Annotated in this window: 23 protein-coding genes; 12 read left to right on the plus strand and 11 right to left on the minus strand. The window is 67.9% G+C overall.

The window, feature by feature from the left end; translation table 11 throughout:
* Window positions 1–12 precede the first annotated feature (12 nt).
* From LZD57_RS01085 to LZD57_RS01095, 3 genes are all read right to left on the minus strand, one after another.
* Window positions 13–747, minus strand: a complete 735-nt coding sequence (locus LZD57_RS01085; RefSeq protein ID WP_233717264.1) for an ABC transporter ATP-binding protein — start codon at window positions 745–747, stop codon at window positions 13–15.
* Window positions 740–1,504 (minus strand): ABC transporter ATP-binding protein, encoded by a 765-nt coding sequence (locus tag LZD57_RS01090; RefSeq protein ID WP_233717265.1) that lies wholly within the window; start codon window positions 1,502–1,504, stop codon window positions 740–742. The genes LZD57_RS01085 and LZD57_RS01090 overlap by 8 nt, the downstream gene beginning before the upstream one ends.
* Window positions 1,505–1,794: 290 nt before the next feature.
* Complete coding sequence (locus LZD57_RS01095; RefSeq protein ID WP_233717266.1) at window positions 1,795–3,018, minus strand: ABC transporter substrate-binding protein; 1,224 nt, start codon at window positions 3,016–3,018, stop codon at window positions 1,795–1,797.
* Window positions 3,019–3,239: 221 nt separating this feature from the next.
* On the opposite strand from LZD57_RS01095, the gene LZD57_RS01100 reads away from it, so the two are divergent.
* The 3 genes from LZD57_RS01100 to LZD57_RS01110 all read left to right on the plus strand — a co-directional run bounded on the left by LZD57_RS01100 (window position 3,240) and on the right by LZD57_RS01110 (window position 4,853).
* Window positions 3,240–3,734: a hypothetical protein gene (locus tag LZD57_RS01100; protein WP_233717267.1), complete on the plus strand. Its 495-nt coding sequence runs from the start codon at window positions 3,240–3,242 to the stop codon at window positions 3,732–3,734.
* A 139-nt stretch (window positions 3,735–3,873) separates the two neighbouring features.
* Window positions 3,874–4,356, plus strand: a complete 483-nt coding sequence (locus LZD57_RS01105; protein WP_233717268.1) for a helix-turn-helix domain-containing protein — start codon at window positions 3,874–3,876, stop codon at window positions 4,354–4,356.
* Window positions 4,353–4,853: a DUF6456 domain-containing protein gene (locus LZD57_RS01110; protein ID WP_420844710.1), complete on the plus strand. Its 501-nt coding sequence runs from the start codon at window positions 4,353–4,355 to the stop codon at window positions 4,851–4,853. The genes LZD57_RS01105 and LZD57_RS01110 overlap by 4 nt, the downstream gene beginning before the upstream one ends.
* A gap of 36 nt (window positions 4,854–4,889) precedes the next feature.
* On the opposite strand, the gene LZD57_RS01115 is transcribed toward LZD57_RS01110, so the two are convergent.
* On the minus strand, window positions 4,890–5,312 hold the full coding sequence (locus LZD57_RS01115; RefSeq protein ID WP_233717269.1) for a SufE family protein: 423 nt from the start codon (window positions 5,310–5,312) through the stop codon (window positions 4,890–4,892).
* Between the two features lie 148 nt (window positions 5,313–5,460).
* Window positions 5,461–6,066, minus strand: coding sequence for a DUF5330 domain-containing protein (locus tag LZD57_RS01120; RefSeq protein WP_233717270.1), 606 nt, complete (start codon window positions 6,064–6,066; stop codon window positions 5,461–5,463).
* 389 nt (window positions 6,067–6,455) lie between these two features.
* On the opposite strand from LZD57_RS01120, the gene LZD57_RS01125 reads away from it, so the two are divergent.
* The 3 genes from LZD57_RS01125 to LZD57_RS01135 are packed head-to-tail and all read left to right on the plus strand — an operon-like array spanning window position 6,456 to window position 9,328.
* On the plus strand, window positions 6,456–8,288 hold the full coding sequence (locus LZD57_RS01125) for a sensor histidine kinase (RefSeq protein WP_233717271.1): 1,833 nt from the start codon (window positions 6,456–6,458) through the stop codon (window positions 8,286–8,288).
* Window positions 8,289–8,313: 25 nt separating this feature from the next.
* A complete protein-coding gene (locus tag LZD57_RS01130; protein WP_233717272.1) occupies window positions 8,314–8,985 on the plus strand; it encodes a peptidoglycan-binding domain-containing protein in 672 nt (223 codons plus the stop codon).
* Between the two features lie 10 nt (window positions 8,986–8,995).
* Window positions 8,996–9,328: a DUF1491 family protein gene (locus tag LZD57_RS01135; RefSeq protein ID WP_233717273.1), complete on the plus strand. Its 333-nt coding sequence runs from the start codon at window positions 8,996–8,998 to the stop codon at window positions 9,326–9,328.
* Window positions 9,329–9,426: 98 nt separating this feature from the next.
* Here LZD57_RS01135 and LZD57_RS01140 read toward each other — a convergent pair whose 3' ends face one another.
* Window positions 9,427–12,591, minus strand: coding sequence for an EAL domain-containing protein (locus LZD57_RS01140; protein WP_233717274.1), 3,165 nt, complete (start codon window positions 12,589–12,591; stop codon window positions 9,427–9,429).
* Between the two features lie 217 nt (window positions 12,592–12,808).
* Window positions 12,809–13,723 carry a homocysteine S-methyltransferase family protein gene (locus tag LZD57_RS01145; RefSeq protein WP_233717275.1) on the minus strand — a complete coding sequence of 305 codons (915 nt, stop codon included), beginning with the start codon at window positions 13,721–13,723 and terminating at the stop codon, window positions 12,809–12,811.
* 160 nt (window positions 13,724–13,883) lie between these two features.
* Here LZD57_RS01145 and LZD57_RS01150 point away from each other — a divergent pair, with 160 nt between their 5' ends.
* From LZD57_RS01150 to LZD57_RS01160, 3 genes are all read left to right on the plus strand, one after another.
* A complete protein-coding gene (locus LZD57_RS01150) occupies window positions 13,884–14,117 on the plus strand; it encodes a hypothetical protein (RefSeq protein WP_233717276.1) in 234 nt (77 codons plus the stop codon).
* A gap of 225 nt (window positions 14,118–14,342) precedes the next feature.
* Entirely contained in the window at window positions 14,343–14,780 is a 438-nt protein-coding gene (locus LZD57_RS01155; protein WP_233717277.1) for a hypothetical protein, read from the plus strand.
* Between the two features lie 640 nt (window positions 14,781–15,420).
* Entirely contained in the window at window positions 15,421–17,097 is a 1,677-nt protein-coding gene (locus tag LZD57_RS01160) for a thiamine pyrophosphate-binding protein (RefSeq protein ID WP_233717278.1), read from the plus strand.
* 104 nt (window positions 17,098–17,201) lie between these two features.
* Here LZD57_RS01160 and LZD57_RS01165 read toward each other — a convergent pair whose 3' ends face one another.
* From LZD57_RS01165 to LZD57_RS01175, 3 genes are all read right to left on the minus strand, one after another.
* The gene (locus LZD57_RS01165; RefSeq protein WP_233717279.1) at window positions 17,202–17,513 is read right to left on the minus strand and encodes a polyhydroxyalkanoic acid system family protein; all 312 of its coding nucleotides are present in this window, start codon (window positions 17,511–17,513) and stop codon (window positions 17,202–17,204) included.
* Between the two features lie 516 nt (window positions 17,514–18,029).
* Window positions 18,030–19,382 carry a DEAD/DEAH box helicase gene (locus tag LZD57_RS01170; RefSeq protein WP_233717280.1) on the minus strand — a complete coding sequence of 451 codons (1,353 nt, stop codon included), beginning with the start codon at window positions 19,380–19,382 and terminating at the stop codon, window positions 18,030–18,032.
* A gap of 281 nt (window positions 19,383–19,663) precedes the next feature.
* A complete protein-coding gene (locus LZD57_RS01175; RefSeq protein ID WP_233717281.1) occupies window positions 19,664–20,839 on the minus strand; it encodes a D-alanyl-D-alanine carboxypeptidase family protein in 1,176 nt (391 codons plus the stop codon).
* Window positions 20,840–21,035: 196 nt separating this feature from the next.
* Here LZD57_RS01175 and LZD57_RS01180 point away from each other — a divergent pair, with 196 nt between their 5' ends.
* Complete coding sequence (locus LZD57_RS01180; RefSeq protein ID WP_233717282.1) at window positions 21,036–21,446, plus strand: hypothetical protein; 411 nt, start codon at window positions 21,036–21,038, stop codon at window positions 21,444–21,446.
* Between the two features lie 66 nt (window positions 21,447–21,512).
* Complete coding sequence (locus LZD57_RS01185) at window positions 21,513–22,019, plus strand: copper chaperone PCu(A)C (protein ID WP_233717283.1); 507 nt, start codon at window positions 21,513–21,515, stop codon at window positions 22,017–22,019.
* A gap of 183 nt (window positions 22,020–22,202) precedes the next feature.
* Here the strand turns inward: LZD57_RS01185 and LZD57_RS01190 are convergent, their stop codons facing one another.
* Window positions 22,203–22,586, minus strand: coding sequence for a DUF427 domain-containing protein (locus tag LZD57_RS01190; RefSeq protein WP_233717284.1), 384 nt, complete (start codon window positions 22,584–22,586; stop codon window positions 22,203–22,205).
* Between the two features lie 191 nt (window positions 22,587–22,777).
* On the opposite strand from LZD57_RS01190, the gene betB reads away from it, so the two are divergent.
* Entirely contained in the window at window positions 22,778–24,241 is a 1,464-nt protein-coding gene (gene betB / locus LZD57_RS01195) for a betaine-aldehyde dehydrogenase (RefSeq protein ID WP_233717285.1), read from the plus strand.
* Window positions 24,242–24,327 lie beyond the last annotated feature (86 nt).

Raw genomic sequence — 24,327 nt, forward strand, 5'->3', positions numbered from 1 at the left:
TTTGTCAGGTCCTCACACGCCCACGACTTCGTGCAGCCGGTCGATCTTGGCATCGAGTTCGGCCGTCGGGAAGCTCTCCAGGATGTGGCCGTCTTCCATCAGATAGAACCGGTCGGCGACCTTTCGGGCGAAGCGGAAATTCTGTTCGACCAAAAGCAGCGTCATGCCCTTCTTCTTCAATTCGATCAGGACGTCGCCGATCCTCTGGATGATGACCGGGGCGAGGCCTTCCGTCGGCTCGTCGAGCAGGATGATCTTCACCCCGGTCCTGAGGATCCGGGCGATCGCCAGCATCTGCTGCTCGCCGCCGGAAAGTTTCGTGCCCGGCGAGTTCCGCCGTTCGGCAAGGTTCGGGAAGAGCTCGAAGATTTCCTCGACGCTCATGCCGCCCTCGGCGACCCTCGGCGGCAGCATGAGGTTTTCCGAGACCGACAGCGACGCGAAGATGCCGCGCTCTTCCGGCACGTAGCCGATGCCGTGATGGGCGGTGCGATGCACCGGCACCTTCATCATGTCCGTCCCGGCGATGCGGATCTCGCCCTCGCGCCTGGGCAGAAGGTTCATGATGGCGCGCAAGGTGGTGGTCTTGCCGGCGCCGTTGCGGCCGACGAGCGTGATCGTCTCGCCTTCGTTGAGATCCAGCGACACGCCGTGCAGGACGTGGCTTTCGCCGTACCAGCCATTGAGGTCGCGAACCCGAAGCAGCGGTTCGGCGCCGTTCGGACGCTGTGCTCCGGCGCTATTCATCGTCGCTCCCCATATAGGCTTCGCGCACTCGCTTGTCGTTGCTGACCGTGGCGTAGTCGCCCTCGGCGAGGATCTCGCCGCGCGCGAGCACCGTCACCCGGTCGCAGAGGTCGGCGACGACGTTGAGATTGTGTTCGACCATCACCACCGTCCGGCCCTTGGCGATGCGGCGGATGAGATCGGAAATGCGGCCGATGTCCTCGACGCCCATGCCGGCCATCGGCTCGTCGAAGAGGAGCACCGGCGGATCGAGCGCGAGGGTGGTGGCGATCTCGAGGGCGCGCTTGCGGCCATAGGGCAGTTCGGCCGCGTCGTGGGCGGAAAAGGCGGAGAGGCCGACAGCGTCGATCAGCCGCTCGGCCTCCTCGTTCAGCCGGCCGAGCAGGCGGTTCGAGCGCCAGAACTGCGTGGCGAGACCCTCCTTGCGCTGCAGCGCGACGCGGACGTTGTCGAGGACGGTCAGATGCGGGAAGACGGCGGAGATCTGGAACGAGCGCACCAGCCCCATCCGCGCGACGTCGGCGGGCTTCACCCCGGTGATGTCCTCGCCGCGAAAGACGATCCGGCCCTCGGTCGGCGTCAAAAACTTGGTCAGGAGATTGAAGACCGTCGTCTTGCCGGCGCCGTTCGGGCCGATGAGGGCGTGGATCGTTCCTTCCATCACGTCGAGATCGACGTCGTTCACGGCCTTGAAGCCGAAGAACTCCTTGGTGAGGCCGCGGGCCGACAGGATCGCGTCCGACGAAGTGGCACTCATTGCGTTCGGGTTCTCCTGTCGTGATCGGGCCATGGTCCGGTGGCGAGCGACCTTCGTCGCGACTTCAGGCCGCGGCGGCTCGGCCTGCCGGAAAGGGGGCGACGTCGCAGCCGCTTTCGGCCAGGCAGGCGCGGCCCCGATCGTCCGGCAACGTTTCGCCCGGTTTGGCGAAATCCCACCCGCCGGTCGGTTCCCCCGGCAACTCGGCCCGAAAGAGATACGTGTCGTCCCGACGGTCGTGGCAGGGAGGGGGCCGCAGCGGACGCCCCCCTCCCGTCACCTGCCGGAACTCAGTTGGCGAAGGCGGAGACGTCGCAGCCGGAGTTTTCCACCGACAGGAAGGCGTCCGTGCCGGGAACGGTGGAGACTTCCGTGTAGTAGTCCCAGTCGCCCTTCATCTCGTCCGGCTTCTTCACCTGGAAGAGATACATGTCGTAGACCATGCGGCCGTTTTCCTGGACCTTGCCGCTCTTGGCGAAGAGATCCTCGACCGGCAGCTCGTGCAGCTTGGCGGCGACCGCCTTGGTCTCGTCGGTGCCGGCGGCCTTCACCGCCTTCAGATAGCTCAGCACCGCCGAATAGGTGCCGGCCTGGATCATGTTCGGCATCCGGCCGGTCTTTTCCATGAAGCGCTCGGCGAATTCGCGGTTCTCGTCGTTCTGGTCCCAGTACCAGCCCTCGGTGAGGTTCAGCCCCTGGGCCGCTTCGGCGCCGAGACCGTTGACCTCGGCGAGGGTGAAGAGCAGCGCGGCGAGCTTCTGGCCGCCCTGGACGATGCCGAATTCCGAGGCCTGCTTGATGGCGTTGGCGGTGTCGAGGCCGGCATTGGCGAGGCCGATGACCTTGGCGCCGGAAGCCTGCGCCTGGAGAAGGAAGGACGAGAAGTCGTTGGAGGCCAGCGGGTGGCGGACCGAGCCGAGCACTTCGCCGCCGCTCTCCTTGACGAAGTTGCCGGTCTGCTCCTCGAGCGAATAGCCGAAGGCGTAGTCGGCGGTCAGGAAGAACCAGGTGTCGCCGCCGGCCTTGACCAGCGCACCGCCCGTTCCGACGGCCAGCGCATGGGTGTCGTAGGCCCAGTGGAATCCGTAGGGGCTGCACTGCTTGCCGGTCAGCTCCGTCGTCGCGGCGCCGGTGACGATGTCGATCTTGCCCTTTTCCTTCGACAGGCCCTGCACGGCGAGCGCCACCGACGAGGTCGTCAGTTCCATGATTGCGTCGACCTGCTGGGTATCGTACCACTCGCGGGCGATGTTCGAGGCGATGTCCGGCTTGTTCTGGTGGTCGGCGTTGATGATCTCGATCGGCTTGTCCAGCACCGTTCCGCCGAAGTCGGCCGCCGCCATCTCGGCCGCCGCGACCGACCACTTGCCGCCGAAGTCGGCATAGACGCCGGACTGGTCGTTGAGGATGCCGATCTTGACGACGTCGTCCGATACCTCCTGCGCGAAGGCGCCGGCCGGCATTGCGAGGCCTGCGACCACCGTCGCGGCAAGAAGGCTCTTGTCGATGCGCATGCGAATTCCTCCCGAATGGACAAGCAAAGACCCCGATTTCCTCCCGGGCTCTTCCTTTCGGCGCGATGAGAGACACCGCGCGGACCAATGTCAACGGTCTGATTTCGCATCATGCCCGTCTATTCGCCGACATTAGACTTTGGTCGCACGCGATTCGGCCGGCGCCGATGCTTCGACCGGTGCTGCGGCGAGGCGTCCCTCCCGGCTCGGTGGGGCCGGACATGGGGTTTGCCTGTCCTGCCGCGGCTGCCATGCGCTGCTTCGGCTTCGTCGGGCGATGCCGTGATCCATCGGCCGCTTCCGGCCAGCCAGCGCGTCAGGCGGGCGACGACGATGTGGCGGTTGATGTCGTAACGCGGGTCGCGGCTGCGGCGAAGACGCGTCTGGCGGCGGAGTTCGCGGCCGACGCGCTCGCCGACCGCTCCGTGGACGAAAGGGTCGAGCCGGCCGACGTCGTCCACGCGGCAGGCCTCTGCGACGGTGGGCCCGGCCGCGCCGTAGCGCCGCAGCGCCGCCTGCAGTTCGAGCCGCTCGCGTACGATGCGGTCCTCTTCCCGCCGCGCCTCCACCTGACGGCGAATTCGGGCGGACATGATTTCGAGGAGAGGAGCGAGGTCGTCGGTTGTCGTCATGCTGGGACTCCGGCTGAAGGGGCGCCGGCCAGCATCGCCGAGACAGGGCAGGGCGGGGATATCTTCCTGCAGGTGTCGACGTGATTTTCTGTGGGGAATTGCCTAAAAGCGCCGCAATGTATAGCTTTGAAGAAGGTTCGGATTTTTGTCGTGATAGGAAGATATTCACATATTGTCGGGCTTGGCTTATAAGCGGTGAAAACCCAGGCCAGGAGACCGGACCATGCAGCAGGCAATGCCGCGCGAAACGACGGGCGCAACCGAGGGATGTCGGACGCCTCCCTTGTGGTGGGAGGCTGCGGGGGCGCTCATGCGCGCTCCTGCGGAACCGGCGGCCGGAGAGGACGATCGGGACCGCCTCGCCGATGCCGCCTGCCGCCTCGCTCAGGAAATCGCGGCGCTCGGCTTCGACGTGCCGGTGGCCGAGATCCGCCGGCCCAGCCGCGCCGAAAGCCGGGCCTGCGATGCCCGCCACGCCGCGATGTATCTCGCCAACACGACCTTCGGCATCTCGCTGACGCGGATCGGCACGGCGTTCGGCCGCGAGCGCACGAGCATCGCCCATGCCATCCGGCGAGTGGAGGACCGGCGCGACGACGCGGCCTGCAATCTCATGCTGGAGCGCCTGGAAGCTCTGGCGATCACCGCCTGCCGGGCCATCGACACCGGGATTGCCGTCAAGCTGTCGTCGAAGGTGCGGCGATGAGCGCGGGGCCGGGATTCAACGACGAGGAAACGCCGCTGACGCGGCTGGCGACGCGGCGCGGACGCGGCGGCGAGCCGTTTCTCAGCGCCGCCGAGGCGATGGCCGGCGAGCGGATCCGCGCCGATTTCACTCGGGGCCAGATGACGCCGTCGCTGACCCAGCGGTGGGATGCCATGCCCCGCGCCCCGCGGCGGGCCGGCGGCGGGGATCTCGGCGACACGGCGATCGATGCCAGACAGCGAGTATCTGCCGCCTGCGAGGCGGTCGGCCCGGAACTCTCCGGCCTCGTCCTCGACGTCTGCTGCTTCCTGAAAGGTCTGGAGACGGTGGAACGCGAGCGGCAGTGGCCGGCGCGTTCGGCGAAGCTGCTCCTGAAGACGGGGCTCGCCATGCTCGCCCGGCATTACGGTTTCGATCGCGAGGGCGAGATCCGGGAGGGGCGCATCCGTCGTTGGCGCGCGCCGAAGGACGAAGGCGACGGGCGGAGCCGGGCGTGAGCGTCGGCCGCTCCGGCGATCGCGACGGGGCGGCCCTCAGGCCGCGGCGGCGGCTTCTCTGGCGTCGTTCTTGATCCGCGCGACCATCGACTTCAGACCGTTAGAGCGCTGCGGCGTGAGGTGCTCCTGGAGCCCGAGGCGGGAGAACAGCGCCTCGGCGTCGAGCGCGGTGATGTCTTCGGCGCTGCGGCCGGAAAAGAGGGCGAGCGCAATGGCGACGAGCCCCTTGACGATGTGGGCATCCGAATCGCCGCGGAAGGAGAGATGCGGCGGGGTCTCGCCGTCGCTCTCGCTGATCAGCCAGACCTGACTGGCGCAGCCGCGCACCTTGGTCGCTTCGGTCATCTCGTCCGGCGAAAGGCCGGGCAGCGCCCGGCCGAGCTCGATGAGATAGCGGTATCTGTCTTCCCAGTCGTCGAGAAGCTCGAAATCCGCGATGATCTCGTCGATCGTCTGCATGGCCGCTCCGGTTTTCAGGCGCTGTCGTCTTGCGGCCGGACTGGCTTTAAACTCCGGCCGCAATGCCGGCTCCGGCTTTGCAACCGCCTCGAACCATCCGGTGGTCGCTGTCGGCGTGGCCGACATATAGGCGCTGCGACCGTCCCTGTCAGGTCCGGGGGGCGGGAACCGGCACCGGAACGGTCTTGGCCGGACGGTCGCTCCTCGTCGCCGTCTGCAGCGGGCGGCTCTCCACCTTCGGCAGGCGGCCGGCGCCCACGACCCTTTGCCCGAGGGCGGCGCCTGCCGGAGCATCCAGCGCCCGGTCGCGCGGGATGGCGACATGGGGCATCGCCGGGGCCCTGGCCGAAATCGCCGCGGTGGTGACCGCGTCGGTGCGCGCCGGCGAGGCCGTGACCGGGGCGTCATCGCCGGAGCCGCTGCGGGGCTCGGCCGCCACGGTGCCTGCCGTTTGCACCGGGCCGCCGGACGAACCGGCCCCGCGGCGCTCCGATACCGCCGAGCCGACGAAGCCATAGGCGATCGCAAGGCCTTCGGCGACCCGCTCGCCGGCAAATCTCGCGACGTCGCCGCCGGCCGCGCAGGCCGAAGGCGCCCGCTCGCAGAAGTTCGACAGGTCGGAGACCGCCGCCTGTGCGCCGTAAAGCAGCGCGAAGGGATTGATCGGCGGCCCGGCGGTGCCGTCGTCCTCCCTCGGCACGACGAGCGCGATCAGCCCCAGAAAGAACCCCACCTTGATGACGAAGCGAATCATCGCCGTTCCCCGTCCAGTTGGTCTCGTGCCGTGATCCCGTCTCTGCTTCGGGCCACGGCTTCATTTCATCCATCTTGGCAGGTGGGCTGGAAGGTCACGTTGAAATTGCTCCGAAAATTTTAGCAAAAGTCGATCGATTCGGATCTTCGGCTCGGCAGAGAGCCGGGGCACGGCCGGATCTGCTGCGTCGTTGCTATTCGTTAACCATGTTCGCACGTCGAAAACGTATGAATCGCATAGTTTCCTGGGGATCGCAGGCCTCGGACAAGCTCGGCGAAGCCGCCGCTTATGGCTTCCTTAATGCGCCCCCGCCATGATCGCCCGGTCGCCAGGGAGCCGTTCGACGGCCCGCCCGGCACGACGGGTGATTTGCCAAGGTGAGTTCGAGTATGAGGCAAGCGTCGAAGCGTCCAGCGGGCACAGGACGGCGTGTCCCACGGGGCGCGATCCGCTTCCTGAACCTGCGGCTCGACGAGTTCGTCGCACCGTCGATCACGGAAGGCGGCGAGCGTCGCTTCCAGGCGTTCGTCCTGCGGTGCTTCCTCGCCGTCGCCCTCGCCATGGCCGCTTCGGCGCCGGTTCTTCTGGCCATGGGCAATTCGGCGTCCGTGACGGCCTTTCCGCTCATTCTCGCGGCCGTGGCGCTCGCATCGGCAGCCTTTCTGTCGATCGCCGGGCGGCCGGACGCGGTGCTCTGGTTCTGGGGCACGATCGTCTCCGTCGGGCTCGCTCTTGCGGCCCAGGGCAACCCCGAAATGGCGAATTTCGCGACGGTGATCCTCGCCGTTCTGCCGCTCGAGGCCGCGGCGGCGGGACGCTTCAGGCTGGCTGGCGGTTTGGCGGTGGTTTCGCTCGCCTGCGGCAGTCTGCTGCTGGCTGGCGGCCTCGGCCTCTCGCATCTGCCCGCCGGCGAGACGGCGCTCGGACTTCTCGTCCTCTTCTATGGCCTGCGCTTTGCCAGCCTCAGGCGCCATCCCGCTCGCACGGGCCTGCCGGAAGGCCGCACCGGCGGCTTTTCGGAGCGCTCGGCCTGCCGGCGTGCGGCCGAATCCTTCGGCGCGATGATGTTCGAGGTCTCGCAGGGCGGCCGGATCGACCATGCGTCGACGGCGGCCGCCGGGGCGATGGCCGGCCCTTCGTGGGGATGCCCCGGCGAATTGTTCGGCGAATTGTGCCACGTCGCCGACCGGCTTTCGGTGATGCAGGCGATCGATGCCGCGCGCGCCGGAGGCGCGCCGGGGCAGGTCGAGGCGCGGCTGAAGGTGGCGGACGGCGGCTTCGATCGCTTCGTTCTGACGATCGGCCGCCTCGAGGAAGCCGACGATTCCGGCAAGTCCGCTCCCGTCGTCACCATCGCGCTCGCCGCGGCGTCGGACGGCGCGGTGAACGCCGATTGCGATCTCGAAACGGTGAAGGAGGCTTCGGCGGCCAAGAGCCGCTTCCTCGCCACCGTCAGCCACGAGCTGCGCACGCCGCTCAACGCCATCATCGGGTTTTCCGACGTCCTCGACCAGGAGTATTTCGGCGGCTTCGAAAGTTCCAAGCAAAAGGAATATGTCGGCCTGATCCGCCAGTCGGGCGAGCATCTCCTGTCGATCGTCAACACCCTCCTCGACGTGTCGAAGATCGAGGCCGGCCGCTACGAACTCGACCCGGAGCCGTTCGAATTGTCCGCCCTGATGACGGAAGTCGGCGACTTCATGCGCGAGGAAGCCCGTCGCAAGGGGCTTCGGCTCGACGTCAGGTCGGGCGCCGGCGTCACCCTCGTCGCCGATCGCCGGGCCTGCCGCCAGATCCTCCTCAACCTCGTCGCCAACGCGCTGAAATTCACCGAGGCGGGAGCGGTGACGCTGGAAAGCCGCGTGCGCAACGGCTTCTGCGAGCTTCTGGTCAGCGACACCGGCATCGGCATCGCCGAGGCCGACATCGCCCGCCTCGGAATCCCCTTCGTCCAGGTTTCCTCCGGCCTGTCGCGGCGCTACGAGGGGACCGGCCTCGGCCTGTCGCTGGTCAAGGGCCTCGCCGAACTGCACGGTGGGGGCATGACCGTCGAGAGCCAGCCGGGCGTCGGCACGATGGTGACGATCCGGCTTCCCGCCGCCGGGTCGCCCGCCGCCGAGGACCCGTCCGATTCACCCCAGGAAAAGATCGTCGCGTTGAGTGATGCCCGCAGCAAAACGAACTCCCAGACGCAAAACCGTGAAAAGCGCCGCTCGGCCTGAAGGCCTGCTCGACACGGCCGCAGCGTTGTCGTCGCGCGCAGCGACCGGCTTCCTGCGTCTCGTCGCGCGCCATCCGGCCCTGTCGACCGGGATCGCCGTCTTCGCCGTGACGGCGACCAGCGTCACGGTCAACGGCCTTTACGAGCAGCACGGCCGGCATCAGAACCCGATGCTGGCGACGCGGCTTGTCGCCAGCACCCCCGCGCCGGAGAGGTTCGGTTCGGCGGCGACGACCGTGCCCGAGCCATCGCAGGGAGCCGACGAGACGCCGGCCGTTCCGGCTCCGACGGCAGCGGTGCAGCAGCGGGCGGCAGCACCGTCCTCGCTTGAGGAAACGGCCAGCCGTCTGGCGCACGTGCCCGCGCCGGCGCCGAGGCCGCTCGAACGGCCCGATCCGGCCGAGACCGCCTCGATCTCCTCGGGGCAGGGGGGGCGGGTCGTCGCTCCGAGCGCCGCCGAACGACCGAAGCCGGCTTCCGGCGGCAGGTTCGCCGCGCTCGCCGAGCCCGACCGGGTCAAGATGATCCAGGCGGCGCTGTCCTCGGCCCAGGTTGCCAGCCTCACCGTCGACGGCGTGCTCGGCGAAAAGACCAGGGCGGCGATCCGAACCTTCGAGGCCCTGGAAGGCATGGACGTCACCGGCGAGCCGGAGCCCCGGGTCCTCGAACGGCTTGCCGAGATCGGCCTCGTCGAATAAGCCCTTCGAGGTGCGGATCACCAGCGAGATCTTCGTCGCCCAACTGGTGCGACGGCTGTTTGCGGCCGGCGGCTTCGCCGCCGTAGTGCGCCGCGGCGCCGATGCCGCCGGCGCGATCTTCGTCGTCGCCCGTTCGCGCGATGGCGCCATCACGCTGTTCGGCCCGGCGGTCCAGAGCCTTGCGGACGACGACGGCAGCCGGCGCTTCATGGCCGAGCAGGCGGCCGACGAGGCCGCTCTCGACGAAAGGTTCGGGCGGGAGGCGCGCTTCGACCCGGACTTCTGGGTGGTCGAGATCGAGACCGACGCGCCGGAAAGCTTCATCGACGTCGTCGAGGCTTGAACTCAGACTTCGGCGCTACTTACGCAATGCGCGTCGCGTTCGCGGGGCCTTCCGGTCAGAGTGGCACCTCGGGGCGCCGTGCGAAAGCCTTTACCCGATCACCCGGCGCGGCGCGTCAGCGGGCGGCTGCTTTCGACGACCTTGCGCAGGATTCCGGCCAAAGCGTCGTCGATCGTGCGGGGAACGGCGTCGACCGGCAGCGGCTTGGAGAACAGGAAACCCTGCACTTCGTCGCAGCTCCGGCTCGACAGGATCGTGAGCTGCTCGACCGTCTCGACGCCCTCGGCGACGATCGAGAGCTTCAGCGCCCGTCCGAGATTCATCACCGCCTCGATGATTGCCAGCGAGCTGTCGTCGTGGGCGAGGTTCATGATGAAGCTGCGGTCGATCTTGATCGTGTCGAAGGGGAAGGCCCTGAGATAGCTCAGCGAGGAATATCCGGTGCCGAAGTCGTCGAGGGCGAGCTTGATGCCGCGCCGCTTCAGCGCCTTGAGGATTGCCAGCGCCCGGTCGCGATCCTCCACGAGGATGCTCTCGGTCAGTTCGATCTCGAAACGTTCGGGCGGGAATCGCGCCTCTTCGATGATCTGCAGGACGTTTTCGACGAAGCCGCGGCTGCGCAGCTGATGGCCGCTGACGTTGACGCTGATCGGTGCGCCGGCGAGATCGTCGAGGCTGAGGCGGCAGGCTTCGCGGATCACCCAGTTGCCGATCGCGTCGATCTTGCCGGACTGTTCGGCGATCGGAATGAAGATGCCGGGGCCGATCAGCCCGCGTTCGGGATGGTTCCAGCGGGCGAGAGCTTCATAGCAGATGATCGTGCCGGTCTTCATCGATACGCGGGGCTGGAAGCAGAGCGACAGCTCGCCCCGTTCGACGGCCTTGGCGAGATCGGCCTCGAGCTCGCGGCGCACCTTCAGTTCTGCGTCCATGCCGGTCTCGAAGCCGGCGAAGGTGTTCCGTCCGCTGCGCTTGGCATGATAGAGCGCGACGTCCGCGCGCGAGATCAGCGCCTCCTGTTCCACGGCATCGTCCGGGGCGAGGGCGAAACCGATGCTGGCGCCGGGCCGGATCTGAATGCCGTTGCCGACGTCGACCGGCGCAGAGAGGGTCCGGACGATCCGGAAAGCGAGATCGGCGACCTGGTTGCGGAAGGCGGTCTCGGTCAGGACGACGGCGAATTCGTCGCCGCCGAGGCGCGCGACGATGCTGGTCGGCCCGGCGGCTTCGCGCAGCCGGTCGGCGGTGGCGCGCAGCACCGCGTCGCCCGCCGGGTGGCCGTAGAGATCGTTGATGTCCTTGAAGTGGTCGAGATCGACACTGATCAGGGCGGCGCTGCGCCGCGTTTCCCGCGCCCGCATGATCACCGCTTCCAGGCGGCTCGTGAAGAGAACCCGGTTGGGCAGTTGCGTCAGGGAATCGTGGTGGGCGGTGAAGCGGAGCTTCTCCTCGGCGGCCTTTCGCTCGCTGATGTCGACGAAGGCCATGACCCGCGCGGCAACGCCGCGAAGCACGATGGCGCGCGAGCGGACTTCGACGGGAATGAGGGATCCGTCCAGCCGCCGCAGGGAGAGCTCGAACCCCCTGGTGGCGTCGGCATCCGTCATCCCCGCGAGGACGTCCCGGCCGGCCGCCTCGACGAGGCCGTCGATCGGCATGTCGTTCAGCGTGACGGCATCCGCGCCGAGCAATCGGGCGAAGGCCGCGTTCATGTCGACGACGCGCCCCTCGACGACGACGGCGAGGCCTTCGAAGGCGGCATCGCCGATGGCGGTCAGGCGTTCGGCCTCGCGCGTTCGCTGCCGCAGCGCCTCGTGATCGCGCCGGGCCATCTCCGAGTTTTCGAGTTCGTCGAGAAAGCCGTTGAAGAGGCGGGTGACCCGCTCGGCCTCGTCGCCGATCTCGACGGGAAGACGGTGGCTGAGGTCGATCGTGCCGGAGATGAAGCCGCCCAGCGCCGCTTCGACATTGCCGGTGCCGAGGACGGTATCGTGCTCGGAATGGTTGAGGCCGCGCTCCTCGTCCGCCGGGCTGACCCGGATCGGCTCGATCCGGTCGGCGAGCTTGAAGAACAGATAGGCGATCGGGAACGCCCAGATGAAATTGACGCCGGCGCCTGCCGCCTGGATGCCGAGCTGGGCGAGCCGGCTGCCGTCGACCAGCGCTTCGCTCGGGGCGAGGAGGGCGAGGCCGAGGGTTCCGGCGATGCCGGCAAAGCCGTGGCAGCCGATGGCGCCGACCGCGTCGTCGACGCGGCAGCGGGCGACGATGTCATTGCCGATGATGGCGGCCAGCCCGCCGACGAGACCGATCGCCATGGCGCCGAGACCGTCGAGGATGTGGCACCCGGCGGTGACGGCGACGAGGCCGCCGATCAGGCCGCAGATCGGCATCTCCGGCCGGGCGATGCCGTCCTTCCAGAGCCCGTAGACATAGCCTGCCGTGCCGCCGATCCCTGCCGCCAGCACGGTGTTGGCGATGATCCCGGCGATCGCCGGCGTCGCCCTGATGGTCGAGCCGCCGTTGAAGCCGATCCAGCCGACGAAGATGATCATCGCCCCGACCGTCGCCAGGACGGCGCTGTGGCCCTGGATGCGGCGTGGCGTGCCGTCGGGAGCGAAGCGGCCGATCCGCGGCCCGAGCACGATGCAGGCGGCGAGCGAGACCCAGGCGCCGGTCGAATGGACGACCGTCGATCCGGCGAAGTCGATGAAGCCCATATTGGCGAGGAAGGCCGATTGGCTGTGATGGAGCGCGTTGCCCCAGGCCCAATGGGTGAAGACCGGATAGATGAAGGCGGCGATGAGCAACGAGACGACGCCGTAGACGGCCAGCCGAAGACGCTCGGCGGCAGCGCCCGAGACGATGGTGGCGGAGGTGCCGCAGAACATCACCTGAAAGGCGAAGAAGGCGTGTTCGGCCGGCGTCAGGTCGCGCAGGAAGGCGAAGCGCTCTTCATGGCCGAAGCCGTAGCCGCTGTCTGCCCCGAAGGCGATCATGAAGCCGATGGCCGCAAAGGCGACGATCGACAGGAGCAGGTCGAGCAGGTTCTTCTGCGCCACGTTGATCGAGTTCTTCGACCGCACGAGACCGGCTTCGAGCATGAGGAAGCCGATCTGCATCAACAGCACCAGCCCGGCGGAGATCAGCACCCAGACATGGGCGTCGTCGTTCGGCTGGGGAACGGAGCCCGCCGCTTCGGTTGCGAAGGCGGCGTGGCCGGTGAGCAGGACGAGAACGACGACCGCGACGATAGACCGCATGACCAAACCGAGCCAATTGTGATAACGGCCGATGAGAGTCGAATTTTTGTTAAGTTAACCTGAATTTCGCCCTGGGTCCGACGATCGGGGGCGCAAATTTTTGCGGTGCACGCCGATGTGGTGCTGCCGATGTGCGTGAACCGTCGCCGTGGGCCGGCAGTTCGGGCTCGCCTGGGCCTCTCTCTTTTAGCGGTCGAGGCCTCCCGGTTCGTCTCATTCACGATCTTCGGCCGTGGCGGTCGATCACCTGCCGCATGGCCGCGACATGGGCGGGCTCCGCCCCGCAGCAGCCACCGAGAATGGTGGCTCCGCGCTCGATCGCCGCCTTCGCGAACCGCGCCATCGAGCCGGGCCCTTCCGGATGCACCGCATCTTCGCCGACGCTCCGGGGCAGGCCGCAATTCGGCTTTACCGCGAGACGGACGCCCGGCAGGCGTTCCATCGCGGCAGCGCAGGCGAGCGTCGTGTCCGGCCCCTCGCAGCAATTCGTGCCGATGGCGAGCGGGGCGACCTCCAGTCCCTCGAAGACAGCGGCGAACTGAGGCGCAGACAGGCCGGCCGGCGTCGTCCCGCCGGCGCCGAAGCTCGCGGTGGCGACGTAGGGAAGGCCGACCGAAATCGCGGCCCTTGCGGCTGCTCTCGCTTCTGCAGCCGACACCATGGTTTCGAGCCAGACGAAATCGATCCCGCCGGCCTTCAGTCCGGCGATCTGCTCGGCGAAGACCCCGACGGCCTCGTCCTCGGCCGACGCGTACCCCGACACCGCGTCCCGCCAGGTCGGCCCGACGGACCCGGCGACCAGGACCGGCCGCGATGCGCGCTCTACCGCCCGACGCGCCAGATCCGCGGCGAGGCGGTTCAGCTCGCGCGTTCGCATGGCGGCGCCCCACAAAGCGAGGCGAGGGGCATTCGCGCCGAAGGAGCAGGTCAGGACGACGTCCGATCCGGCTGCCACGAAGGCGTGGTGGAGCGCGGCGATCGCCTCCGGTCGTTCGGTCAGCCATCGTTCCGGCGCCACGCCGGCGGGAAGACCCGCCGCAAGAAGGTTCGTTCCCATCGCCCCATCGGCGAGGAGGACCGAATCGTCATCGAGGCGGCTAAAGGGGGAAACGATCATCGTCATTGCTGCCATTGCGATCGATACCTTCCATCCGGCCGCTTTTCGGCAGTTTCATGCCGAAGTCCCCAAGCTTCGGGTCAGCTTTGCGTGCTCAGGTCGATCGACCGCCAGGTTCGGATCCGCAGTCGCTCCTGCCGCCGACGACCCGGCCGATGAGGGGGACACGACCACCATGTATGAGCGCTCCGTCCGACGTCTCGAAGAACCCGAACTCGTCAGCGCGCTCGTCGGCGCGCTTCTCAAGGCCGGATATTCCCGCGATACCATCGAACGGGCGCTGATCCGTCAGGCGCCGGTCGATCTCGACGTTTTCTCCGAATGCTACAGGCAGCTGACGGAAGCCAGCGCCGCCCTGCACGGCACGACGGACGTTCGCCGAAAATCCGGCGTCCGGCAGGCGGCCTGACCATCCGGCTCCGCCCCGACCGTCCCGGTCGATCCATCCGACCGCGGGCTTGCGGACATCTGCCACTTAAGAACGATTGAACGGCTCCGCGGGCCGCTATATTGCATTGCACAAATCATCGTGACTCGATCTCCTCGGAGATCGGTGTTTCGCCGCGGTCCGGGCCGACGTCCGCCGACCCGGTCGCCGGACACGCGGAACGTCGCGCACCTTGGGAGATGCCTCTTGCCGAACGGCCACCATCCCCCCACCGCACTCTCTTCGACGATCGAACCGGTCGATCGCCGTGGCAGCGGAGCCGAACTGCCGGACCGCTCGGCGGAGGATTCTCTTTCCGCGCTGTTGGCTCTCGTCTACGGCGTGCCGCGCGTTCTGTGCCTGCGGATCCCGCGGCTGGTCGACGAGATCGCGATCTATTCGCCGTTCGAACGGACCGAAACCCGCCTCGCGATCACCGAAAAGTCCGGCGCCTTCCTCGAGGGGCTGGCGGCTGCGCAGGCCGCCACGGTGGTCGCCTGCCTGACGTTGCAGGCCGAAACGCTGAGCGGCCGGTGGATGCCGTGGCGGGTGATCGACGTGGTCGACGCGATCGTCGCGGCCGGTCTCGCCCCGAGCGTCCTGCGTCTGGAAGCGAACGACACGCGGCTGTCCTCCGACGGCTGATCGGTGGCGACTGGCCGCCTGCGCGCTGTCTCGGTGCCGTTCCCCGCGAAGGGCCGGGCAAAGATTTTCGGGTCGCCGGTCCCGAGTAAAGGGAACGGTAACCGCCTCCCAGTAGAACTGACGTCGACACCGGATGTCGTTGGCTTCGAAGAAGGTTCCGCGTATCGGAGCGCCACATCCGGTGTCTCTTCTCCATCCATCGCGAAGCTTCGACCGCGCGGCTCCATGAGGGTCGCGAACGTCGAAACCACGTCGATACTCGCGCGCCGAAGAAACGTGCGCGCAGATTACATCGCGCTGCTTGGCGACACCGGCCGGGCCCTGGGCGGTACGCTGCTGGCGGCGACCGGCCGTTGATGCCGAGAGGCAACGATCGTCTCGGACTTCGATCCGTTCGAGCCGCGCATGGGTCGGCACCCTTGTCCGCGCGGGAGGAGGTCGCTCGAAAGGGCCTGCCCCACGTTCGGCAGGCTTCATGGCGGGGAGCGATCGAAAGCGCGGCGGTGGCGGAACGGAGGGGAGGGATTGCGGGCCTCGGGAGATCCTGTCATCTCCACGGCCATGCGGACTTCGGTTCGTCGCGCGGCTTGCCGCAGCTTTGCCGCGCTCCCGAAAGGTCCCCGGAAAAGGAATGCGATCGATGCGAAACGGCGGCCAGCTACTCGTCGAATGTCTGTTGGCGCTGGGCGCCACCAAGAGCTTCGGCGTGCCGGGCGAGAGCTATCTGGCGGTGCTCGACGCGCTCTACGATACCAAGGGCCGGCTCGACTACGTGCTGTGCCGGCAGGAGGGCGGGGCCGCCTTCATGGCGGCGGCCTACGGCAAGCTGACCGGCAGCCCCGGCATCTGCATGGTGACGAGAGGTCCGGGCGCCACCAATGCATCGATCGGCGTTCACACCGCCATGCAGGACTCGGCGCCGATGATTCTCCTCGTCGGCCAGGTCGGCACCGACATGAAGGGCCGCGAGGCCTTTCAGGAACTCGATTACCCGGCGGTCTTCGGCACCATGGCGAAATGGGCCGTCGAGATCGACCAGGTCGAGCGCATTCCCGAAATCCTTTCCAAGGCATGGATCACCGCCACCACCGGCCGGCCCGGTCCGGTGGTGATCGCGCTGCCCGAGGACATGCTGACGGCGACGACCGACGTTGCCCCCCTGTCGGCCCGGACGGAGATCTTCGAGCCCGCGCCGCCGGCTGCGGCGATGACGCGCCTCGGCGAGATCCTCGGCGAGGCCGAGCGACCGCTGATCCTCTATGGCGGCTGCAACTGGCGGGAAGGCTCGGCTGCCAAACTCCAGACCTTCGCCGAGGCTGCCGACATCCCGGTCGTGTCGGTCTTCCGCTATCAGGACCAGTACGACAACTTCTCCCCGACCTTCTGCGGCGAAGCGGGGGTCGGCATGGCGCCGGCCATCAAGAAGCTCCTCGCCGAGGCCGACGTCATCCTCGCCGTCAACGTCCGCTTCGGCGAGAACTCGACCGACGGCTACAGGCTCTTCGACGTTCCCGAGGCGGCGCAGCGGATCGTCCACGTCCACGGCTCGGATCGCGAGATCGGCAAGGTCTACCGTCCGGCTCTCGGCGTCCATGCCGGGCCGAACGCCTTTGCCGATGCGCTGGGTGAGATGAAGCCCGTTTCGGGCAACTGGGCGGGATGGCGATCGGCCGCCCGCGCGGCCTACGAAGCCGGCTTCGACCTGCCCGACCTTCCCTCGCCCGTCGACATGGGCAAGGTGACGGCGCATCTGCGCGAGGTGTTGCCCGACGACGTGATTCTCGCCAACGGCGCCGGCAATTTCGCCGTCTGGCCGAACAAATTCTTCAAGTTCGGGCCGAAGGCGCGGCTGCTGGCACCGCAGGCCGGCGCCATGGGCTACGGCGTTCCGGCGGCAATCGCCGCCAAGGTCGTGCATCCCGAACGCACCGTCGTCTGCTTTGCCGGCGACGGAGACTTCCAGATGACCTCGCAGGAACTCGCCACCGCCAGGCAGGCCGGCGCCCAGCCGATCGTCCTCGTCCTCAACAACGGCATCTACGGCACGATCCGCGCCCATCAGGAGCGCCATTATCCGGCGCGGGTCTCGGGCACCGACATGAAGAGCCCGGACTTCGTCATGCTGGCGAAAGCCTACGGCTTTCACGGCGAGCGGGTGGAGCGGACGGAGGATTTCGCCGCCGCCTTCGAACGGGCGCTCGCCTCGCCGACCGGCGCCGTCCTCGATCTGGTGATCTCGCCCGAGGCGCTGACGCCGCGCCAGACGCTCAGCCAGATGCGCGACGCGGCGCTCTCGGCGGCAAGCCGCAAGGGGTGAGGCCGCAAGGCGCTTCGGTCATCGTCGGGCGGGCGCCACGGTGTCCTCGCCCGTCGGTCCGAGGCTGGGCGCGGAAGCCTCGTCGGCGCGCATCGCCCGGCGCGTCACTTCTTTTCGAGAAGCAGCGTGCCCTCTTTCTGCAGCTTGCCCTTCAGCTTGCCGGCGATCGAGGCGAGGAAGCCCGGCAGGTCGATCTCGACATGGACGTTGTCGTCGAGGACGTCGAGGCGGCCGGTGACGGTCTGGCCCATGACGCGGGCGCGAAAATCGAGATGGTCTCCGTCCCAGCTGTCCTCGAACTTCACCATGCCGCCGAGCATGTCCTGGCGCAGGCTCGCAAAGCCGCCCTCGATGCGGCCTCTCGCCGCCTCGCGGGTGAGCTTGTGGGGGATGTCGACCTTCACCGTCTCGGCCATCGCCGTCTCCTAACGTTCAACCTGCATGGGATATGGCGATCTGGCGCCCGTCGCGCAACGTCGTGCTGCGGAACGGGCGGGACGGCGTCCGAGCGTCGCGCCCCGCGCCGGAGCTGTAGCCGGTAATTCGCGCGGTGCCCCCTCGCCGAGCAAGAGGCGAAACATCACCGCCTCGTCATCCCGGGCTTGACCCGGGAACCATTCCAAATCGGTGACGACATCTCGCGCGCCCTTGCCAAGGCACTGTTTTTTCTGCAGCGAACTGCAAAATCGACGCAGAGGAGTGGATCCCGGCTCGGAGGCCGGGATGACGAAGGGTCCGGCTTTGCGGCGAATCCGCCACGCGGATCTCGCGTCTTTCGGGGGACGGCCAACGGCGTCGGACACGATGGGTCAATACAACGTGGATGACCGTGCGGATCGAAACACCGATCCTTCGACGCGCCGCATCCCAATGACGAAAAAAGAGCGCGGAGTTTCCCCCGCGCTCCGCTCTTCATTCGTGACTGCCTGGCGTCAGGCGCCGGCGACGGCCCGGCGCTGTCCGCCGCCACCGCTGCGCCGGCGACGGTTGCCGCCGGGCTTGTCCTGTCTGCGGTTCTCGCCGCCACCGGCATTGCGCGGCGCGCCCTGTCCGCCGTTGCCGCGGCGCTGCTGCTGGCCGTTGCGGCCCCGCGGCGATCGGGCGTCGCGTGCCGGGCGGTCGTCGACGTCGTTCGTCGCGCCTTCCGGCACGACGAAGTCGGTCTTCTGCGGCTCGAGGCTCTGGCCCGTCAGCCGGGCGATCGCCTTGAGCTTGGCGCGCTCTGACGGATCGATCAGCGAGATCGCGATACCGGAATGGCCGGCCCGCGCCGTGCGGCCGATGCGGTGGACGTAGCTCTCCGGCTCTTCCGGCAGATCGAAGTTCACCACATGGCTGATCTCGTCGACATGGATGCCGCGGGCGACGATGTCGGTCGCGACGAGAACCCGCGCCGAGCCGTGCTGGAAGGCGGCGAGCGCCTTTTGCCGGGCCGCCTGGCTCTTGTTGCCGTGGATCGCCAGCGCCGGGATGCCGGCCTTTTCGAGATCGCCGGCCAGCCGGTTGGCGCCATGCTTGGTGCGGGTGAAGATCACCACCTTGGCAAGGCTCTGATCCGACAGCCGGTCGATCAGCCAGTGCTTCTTGGCCTTCTGGGGAACGAGGAAGACGCTCTGGTCGATCTTCTCGACGGTCACGACTTCCGGCGTCACCTCGACGCGAACCGGCTTGGTCAGGATCTTGGCGGCGAGGTCGCCGATCGAGCGCGGCATCGTGGCCGAGAAGAGCAGCGACTGGCGCTCGGCGGGCAGCTTGGCGACGATCTTCATGACGTCGCGCACGAAGCCCATGTCGAGCATCCGGTCGGCCTCGTCGAGGACGACGTGCTCGACCGCCGAAAGGTCGATGGCGCGCTGGTTCATCAGGTCGAGCAGCCGGCCGGGCGTCGCGATGACGATGTCGACGCCGCGCTGAAGCGTGGCGATCTGCGGACGGATCGAGACGCCGCCGAAGACGGTGGTGTGGCTGATCTTGGTGCCGACGGTGTAGGACTTGACGTTGCCGGCGATCTGCGAGGCGAGCTCGCGGGTCGGCGTCAGGATCAGCACCTTCGTCTGCCTCGGCGCCGCACGGCCGCCCTTCTTCAGGAGGGCGTGGATGACGGGAAGCGAGAAGGCCGCGGTCTTGCCGGTGCCGGTCTGGGCGATGCCGAGAACGTCGCGGCCGGCCATGACGGCGGGAATCGCCTGGGACTGGATCGGCGTCGGCTCGGTGATGGAGAGTTGCGCAAGCGCGTTGAGAAGCGTGTCGGCAAGGCCGAACGCCTGGAAATTCTGAGAGGTCAAAGCATGCCTTTGGATGCATGCGGCCCGGTGTTTTCGGGGCCGCTGAAAGTGCCGACCGTCTTCGCGCGGGCGGACGGGTCGGCGGGCCGTGTCGGGCTGGCCGATGGCAGGAGCCAAAAGGCCGATCCGATTTCGCCGCATGCTTCCAAATTCAAGGATGAGCTTTGAAGAACGACGATCGCGCGATCACGGCGTGATGCCCGTCATATCGACGTTTTGCTGCGCCGCGTCAAGCGCAATCGCTCAGCCATGTGTCGCGCGCATGCCTCGGATCAGGGACGTCAGTCGGAGAGCGGAGCGGGCACCGAAGCCGGGGCGGGGGCGAACTGATCGGCGATCGTTCCGGCGATGCGCGAGAAGACGTTCGCCCGGGATACGCTTTCGGCGGCGAACAGCGGCACTTCGCGAAGAGTCTCGTCGCCGCGGGTGAACAGCGCCCAGCCGGCCCGCTGGCCTTTCGCGACCGGGGCGGGGATGGGGCCGTTGCCGACGATCTGGCGCGTCACGCCCGACAGGCTGCCGCGCGGCACCAGCACCGCCAGGTCCTGTCGTGCCACCAGCGCCACGGTGCGCGCCGCGCCGCCCGCGACCTCGGCCGCGCCCAGCGGTTCGCCGGCCTTAACCAGCGTCACCTCCTCGAAGTCCTGCAGGCCGAAATCCATCAGGCGCTTCGCCTCGCGGGCGCGCTCTTCGGCCGACGTCATGCCGGACATGGCGAGGACGATGCGCCGGCCGTCCTTCGTGGCGGACGCAACGAGGCCGTAGCCCGAGGCCGCCGTATGGCCGGTCTTCAGCCCGTCGGCGCCGAGCGCGAGGAGGGGATTGCGGTTCTTCTGGGTGATGCCGTTGAAGCGGAAGCTCTCTTCGGAAAACAGCGGATACTCCGCCGGGAAGGTCTTGATCAGATATTCGGCGAGGACGGCGAGATCGCGCATCGTCACCTGCTGGCCTTCCGCCGGCAGGCCGTGCGGATTGACGAAATGCGAGTGCGAGAGGCCGATCGCCTTGGCCTCGGCGTTCATCTTCTCGGCAAATTGCGGGACGCTTCCGGCCAGCCCCTCGGCGATCACGATCGCGGCGTCGTTGCCCGACTGGATGATCAGGCCTTTGATCAGGTCGCCGAGCGCGACCTCTCTGTGGACCGGCAGGAACATCGTCGAGCCGCCGGAATTGGCGCCGCCCTCGCGCCAGGCCTTTTCGGAGACCTCGAACGTATCCTCCTTCGAGGCTTCGCCCTTCCTGATCATGTCGAAGACGACGGCGGCGGTCATCAGCTTGGCGAGGCTCGCCGGCGGGATCGGGTCGTCAGCGTTCTTCTCGTAGAGAACGCGTCCCGTGCCGACGTCGAGAAGGATCGCCGTCGGCGCTTTGGTGTCGAAGGCCGCAGCCGGCGCGGCGCCGAGCGCGAGGACGATGAGGACGGCGAAGAGGCGGGCGAGGGCGCGATATGACGTCATGGGCAAGGCGTAGCCGCAGGTCGCCGGCGCTTCAAGCGCTTCACGGAAGTTTGCCGCGGTTTGACGGACGGTCAGTCGCACGCGTCGCGACGCTGTCGCTACGCTTCGATCTCCTCCGGGCGCCGGCCTGGAGGAAAGTCGTCTGGCCCGCACCGGGCGGATGACAGTCGCCCGGTTCTCTGCCACAAGCTCGGACATGCGCGCCTTTCGGCTGTTCCTCCGTGACAGATCCTCGGCGGCGGCCATCGCCGCCGTCCTCGTCCAGCTCATGCTGCTGCAGGCGGTCGCCGCGGGGCAGGCGTGCCTCGACGTGGCGTTCGCCGACGGGCCGCAGATCCTCTGTTCGGGGGCGCCGGCTCCGGTGGATTGGCGAGGAGCCGACGCGCCCGCTGGCGGCGGCTCGGGACACTGCCCCGACTGCGCCTGCGCGACGCTCTGCGGGGCGTCCGGGCCGCTTCCGGCGACGCTCGGCTCCGACGTTGCGCCGGTCATTTTCACCGATCCGGATACGGCCGCGCAGCTTCGTTTCGAGAGCAGCCGAAATTTCTCCAGACCGCTGCCGCGCGGCGAACTCCGCCAGCGCGGCCCGCCGGTTCTCTCCGCCTGAACCGTCCGACACTTCAATTCGCCGCAGCCCAAGGAGCGGCGCGGCCGATTCATCCGGAGACCTCTCATGCGTGTCACCCTCGCGGCAACCGCCCTTGCCGCCGCCATCGCCATCGTGACGACGGCCTACGCCCATTCCTACAAGCTCGGCGATCTGCAGATCGGACATCCCTGGAGCCGCGCGACGCTGCCCAACGCGCCGGTCGCCGGCGGCTACATGACCATCGAGAACACCGGAACGTCCGACGACACGCTTCTCGGCGGCTCGACGCCGGCGGCCGGCAAGGTCGAGATCCATCAGATGAAGATGGACGGCGACGTCATGACCATGCGCCCGGTCGAGAACGGTTTGGTCATACCCGCGGGCCAGACGGTCACACTGGAACCCGGCGGCTATCATCTGATGCTGGTGAAGCCCCAGAGGCCCTTCAAGGAGGGCGAGCGGGTTCCGCTGACGCTGAAGTTCGAGAAAGCCGGCGAGGTCGACGTCGAACTCGCCGTCGACAAGCCGAACGCCACTGGCAAGACCGATCACGCCGGCCATGGCGGGATGGGGGCCATGCAAACGCAATAGGCGGTCGGGCTGCCTTGCGGCGGTATTGGCGGCGGGATCGTCTCGCCGCCAGTCCCGGCGCGATCCGCCGGGACGTTTCCGGGCGATCCCCGCCGGCCCCGGCTATCCGGTCGAGAGCGCATCCCGGGCCGGCTCCGCAGGCGACGCGTCACGCCCCGGCGGCGGTGAACAGCGGGGGGAACCTCACCACGATTGTTTGGTGGGGGCCTCGTCCACCTCGATCCGCACGGCGTCCCTGTCGAAGGCGACGTAGCCGGCGATCTCCTTCACGCCTTCGTGCGGCGTTTCGTAGGACCATGCGCCGTTTTCGCCGGCGCGGCCCATCGCCGAGATCGTCCAGTAGCGCGCTTCGCCCTTGTGGGGGCAGGTGGTGCGCTTGTCGGTCTCTTCGAAATAGGCCATTTCGACCCGGTCGCGCGGAATGTAGTAGACCGGGTCGTAGCCCGTCTCCTCGAGCTTCAGCGCCTCCTTGGTCGAAGCGACCACGACGTCGTTGAAATAGACCGTCACCGGTTGCGGCTCTGGCGTGATGCGGATCCGTTCGCGGGTCTCTTCGAGGCTTGCCATGTCCGTCTCCCATGTTTGGTGGTTGCACCGTAAACTTCGCCGAACGGCATTCGATCCGCTCTCGCCGGCGCGATTTGGATGGCTGCGCGAGGAGACCGACGGCAGAAGGGAGTTGGCGTCCCCCCTCATCGGCCGATATGGAGGCCGGAACGCCGCGCCCCGTACCGCGACCGAGCAACCAGGAGACCCCCATGCGAGCCCAGCCCAAAGCCTCCCATTACGTCGGTGGCACCTATGCCGAGGACGAGGCGGGGGAGGCCTTCGAAAGCCTTTATCCGGCGACGGGTGAGACGCTCGCGACCCTCCATGCGGCCACGCCGGGGATGCTGGAACGGGCGATCGAGGCGGCAAGGCGCGGGCAGGCCGAATGGGCGGCGATGAGCGGTGCCGAGCGCTCGCGGATCCTGCGCCGTGCCGCCGCTCTGATGGGCGAGAAGAACGAGGAACTCAGCCAGCTCGAGACCCTCGACACCGGCAAGGCGATTCAGGAGACGCGCGTCGCCGACGCGGCCTCCGGCGCCGACTGCATCGAATATTTCGCGTCTCTCGCCGCCGACATGCGCGGCGCCCACATCGAGCTTCCCAACGGCTTCGCCTATACCCGCCACGAGCCGCTCGGCATCTGTGCCGGCATCGGCGCCTGGAACTATCCGATCCAGATCGCCTCGTGGAAGAGCGCGCCGGCGCTCGCCTGCGGCAATGCGATGATCTTCAAGCCCTCGGAAGTGACGCCGCTCTCGGCCCTGAAGCTCGCCGAGATCTACACCGAGGCGGGCCTGCCGGACGGCGTCTTCAACGTCCTGCAGGGCAAGGGCGAACTGGGCGCGGCGCTGTCGTCGCATCCCGCCATCGCCAAGGTCTCGGTCACCGGCTCGGTCGGCACCGGCGCGCGGGTCATGGGCGCTGCCTCGCAGACGGCGAAGCACGTCACGCTCGAGCTCGGCGGAAAGTCGCCGATCCTCGTCTTCGCCGATGCCGATCTCGACGCGGCGGTGTCCGGCGCGATCCTCGGCAATTTCTATTCGACCGGCCAGATCTGCTCCAACGGCACCCGCGTCTTCGTCGAGAGAAGCGTTCGCGCCGCCTTCGTCGAGAAGCTCGTCGAGCGCACGAAGGCGATCCGCCTCGGCAATCCGATGGATCCCGAGACCCATCTCGGCCCGCTCGTCTCCAAGGCGCAGTTCGACAAGGTTCTCTCCTACATGAAGGCCGGCCAGGAGGAAGGCGCGACGCTGGCCTGTGGCGGCGGTGCGGCCCGCGTCGCGGGCTTCGAGGAAGGCTGGTTCGTCGAACCGACGGTGTTCACCGACGTGACGGACGGCATGAAGATCGCCGGCGAGGAGATCTTCGGACCGGTGATGTGCGTCCTCGACTTCGCCGGCGAGGACGAGGTCGTCGCCAGAGCCAACGCCACCGATTTCGGCCTCGCCGCCGGCGTCTACACCCGCGATCTCGCGCGCGCCCATCGTGTCGCGGCGCGGGTCCAGGCCGGCACCGTCTGGGTCAACGCCTACAATCTGACGCCGGTGGAAATGCCGTTTGGCGGCGTCAAGCGCTCCGGGATCGGACGCGAGAACGGTCGCGAGGCGCTGCAGCACTACAGCCAGGTCAAATCGGTGTATGTTGCCACGGGACCGGAAGAGGCTCCCTACTGAGCCGCTTCTTCGCCGCGCGATCCGGTGTCGTCCGGCGTTGACAATCAGGCGTCGAACCTGTTTGCCACTGGTTCAGTGGGCGGAAG

Source organism: Jiella avicenniae (assembly GCF_021390325.1).
Classification (GTDB): domain Bacteria; phylum Pseudomonadota; class Alphaproteobacteria; order Rhizobiales; family Rhizobiaceae; genus Jiella; species Jiella avicenniae.